Annotated in this window: 2 protein-coding genes and 1 pseudogene; all 3 read right to left on the bottom strand. The window is 75.4% G+C overall.

Annotated elements, in window-relative coordinates; genetic code table 11:
• Positions 1-381: pseudogene (locus L2I40_RS21805) on the bottom strand (M16 family metallopeptidase); the annotation flags it as partial.
• Positions 378-1,793, bottom strand: coding sequence for a M16 family metallopeptidase (locus L2I40_RS21800; protein ID WP_237217356.1), 1,416 nt, complete (start codon positions 1,791-1,793; stop codon positions 378-380). The gene L2I40_RS21800 and the pseudogene L2I40_RS21805, both read right to left, overlap by 4 nt.
• An 85-nt stretch (positions 1,794-1,878) precedes the next feature.
• The coding region (locus L2I40_RS21795; protein WP_237217354.1) for a methyl-accepting chemotaxis protein at positions 1,879-2,560 on the bottom strand (682 nt) is incomplete at its 5' end.

Genomic DNA, 2,560 nt, shown 5'->3' with positions numbered 1-2,560 from the left:
CGCGCGGACGCGCGTCACCGCCGCGGCATCGAAGCGCGGCGCGCGCATCGCCAGGTTGGCCAGCCGCACCGCTTCCGGCAGCGCGCTGCGCAGCGCGCGCAGGCTGCCCTCGAAGCCGTCGCGCTGCGCATCGAAGCCAAGCCCGATCGCCTCGTCCCGCAGCGCATCGGCGAAGGCGACGTTATCGAGCGTGCCGGCGCCTTCCATCAGCAGCGCGGCACCCATGGACAGCGCGCCGGCATGCGCATCCGGGTCCAGCGCCGCACCGCCGCGCCAGCCCCAGGCGATGGAGACGACGGGGACCGACTGGTCCTCGATGAGCCAGGCTGAGCGGTTGCCCGCCGTGACCTGCTGGATGTCGAGCCGAAAGCTGGTGCTCATACCCGCACCTCGGCCGGCGCCGCGACGCCGTCGGGCAGCAGCCAGCCGCTGCCGCTCGGCATGCCGCCGAGGACGTGGCGCGCGGCCTCCGCCACCTGCTCGCGCGTCACGGCGCGCAGCCGTCGCGGCCAGAACTCGACGCTGTCGAGCGGCAGGCCGATCGCCAACGCGTTGCCGATCATGCGCGGCGCCGCGCCGAGACCGTCGAGCGCGAGCAGCGCGCCGGAGGTCATCTGGCGGATGGAGCGCTGCACCTCCGCCTCCGTCGGGCCGCCCTCGTCGAGCAGGCGCTTCACGACGGCGGCCGTGGCCTCCTCGACGCGCGCGGGTTCCACCTCGCGGCGCGGGGTCGCCGAGATGTCGAGATCGGTCCAGCCCGCCACGTCGGAATCGTAGGAGGCCCCGGCCGACACGGCGAGGCCGCCTTCCACCAGCGCGCGATGCAGGCGCGAGCCGGGCCCGCCGCCGAGCACGTGCCGCAGCACCTCCAGCGGCTCGCCGTGCCGCGTCTCGCCATCGGTGGCAGAGGGCGCCTGCCAGGACCGCACGAAGGTCGCCTCGCCCCGCAGCCGCGGGTCGTTTCGGACGTAGCGTGGCGTCGGCGGGGCCGGCGGCGGCGGCGTGCGGTCGCGCGGCACGGCGAGGCCGACCGGCAGCTTCCCCCAGTGCTCCTCGACCGTGCGCCAGAAGGCGTCCGGCGCGACGGCGCCGGTGACCACCAGCACGGTGTTGCCGGCGGTGTAGCGGGCCCGGAAGAAGTTCGCGAGGTCGTCGCGCGTGATCGCGCGGATCTCGTCCTCCCAGCCGATGATCGGGCGTCCGTGCCAATGCTGCGCGCCCCACATCGCCGCCTGGTAGCCTTCGAAGAACAGCGCGCGGGGGCTGGATCCGGTGCGCTGCGCGCGCTCCTCCAGCACGACCAGCCTTTCGCTCTCGACCTCGTCGGCCGGGATCTTCGGCGACAGGAAGCGGTCGGCCTCCATCATCGCGATCAGGTCGAGCCGCCCGGCCTCGACATGCTGGAAATAGGCGGTGACGTCGCGCGAGGTGAAGGCGTTGTCGTTGCCGCCTTCCCGCGCCACGCGGCGCGAGAACTCGCCGGAGGCCACGCGCGGGCTGCCCTTGAACATCATGTGCTCGAGGAAGTGGGCCACGCCGGACCGGCCGGCCGGATCCTCGGCGCCGCCGGCGCTGACATAGGCGTATTGCGCGACCACGGGGGCGCGGCGGCTTTCCACGAAGGCGACGCGCAGCCCGTTGGGCAGGGTGCGGAGCGTCGCCCCGAACAGCGGGCGTTCCGCCGCGGCGGCGGTCGAGGCGATCGCCTGGGCATTGGCTTCGGGGGTCAGCGCGCCGGCCGCGGCGGCGGCGGCGGCGGCCTGGAGGGCGGCGCGGCGGGTCAGGGGCGTCATGTCGGCCAAGGTGGCCCCGCCCATGGACCGGGAAAAGCCCCGCTACGGTATCGGAACGTGACCCGGGGGGGCGGCCTAGCCGGGCTCAGGCGGCGCGGAGCTGGGCTGCGAAGCCCGCGACCTCGTGCCGCAGCGTCTCGCCCTCGGCGCCTACGACCGAGGCGGCCTCGCGCACCCGCTTGATGCTCTCGGCGCTGGCGGCGACATCCTCGCTGAGCCGGGCGATGTCGGCGGAGGCTTCCTCGGTGCCCGCCGCGGCCTCGGCCGCGTTGCGCGCGATCTCCCGCGTGGCGGCACCCTGCTGCTCCACCGCTGCGGCGATCGCGCCGGTGACTTCCTCCATGCGGGCGACCGCGCCGGCGATGCCGCGCACCGCCGCGACCGCGCCATCCGTCGCGCTGCGCATCGTGCCGATCTGGGCGGCGATCTCCTCCGTCGCCTTGGCGGTCTGGGCCGCGAGGCTCTTCACCTCGCCGGCCACCACCGCGAAGCCCTTGCCGGCCTCGCCGGCGCGCGCCGCCTCGATCGTCGCGTTCAGCGCGAGAAGGTTGGTCTGGCCGGCGATGTCGCTGATCAGCCGCACCACGTCGCCGATCCGCGCCGCCGCCTCCGCCAGCCCGGCCACGGTGCCGTCGGACGCCCTGGCGGCGGCGGCCGCATCCGCGGCGCTGCGCGCGCTTTCGGCCACCTGCCGCGTGATCTCGGCCACCGAGGCGGCAAGCTCCTCCGCCGCGGCCGCGACGGCGCCGACATTCGCGGTGGTGCCG

The sequence above is a fragment of the Falsiroseomonas oryziterrae genome (assembly GCF_021864505.1).
Taxonomy (GTDB): Bacteria; Pseudomonadota; Alphaproteobacteria; order Acetobacterales; family Acetobacteraceae; genus Falsiroseomonas; species Falsiroseomonas oryziterrae.
This window is presented reverse-complemented; position numbering and strand designations above follow the sequence as displayed.

Coding starts and splice junctions, on each gene's coding strand:
- L2I40_RS21800 (WP_237217356.1), bottom strand. CDS start 1,793: ATGACGCCCCTGACCCGCCGCGCCGCCCTCCAGGCCGCCGCCGCCGCC.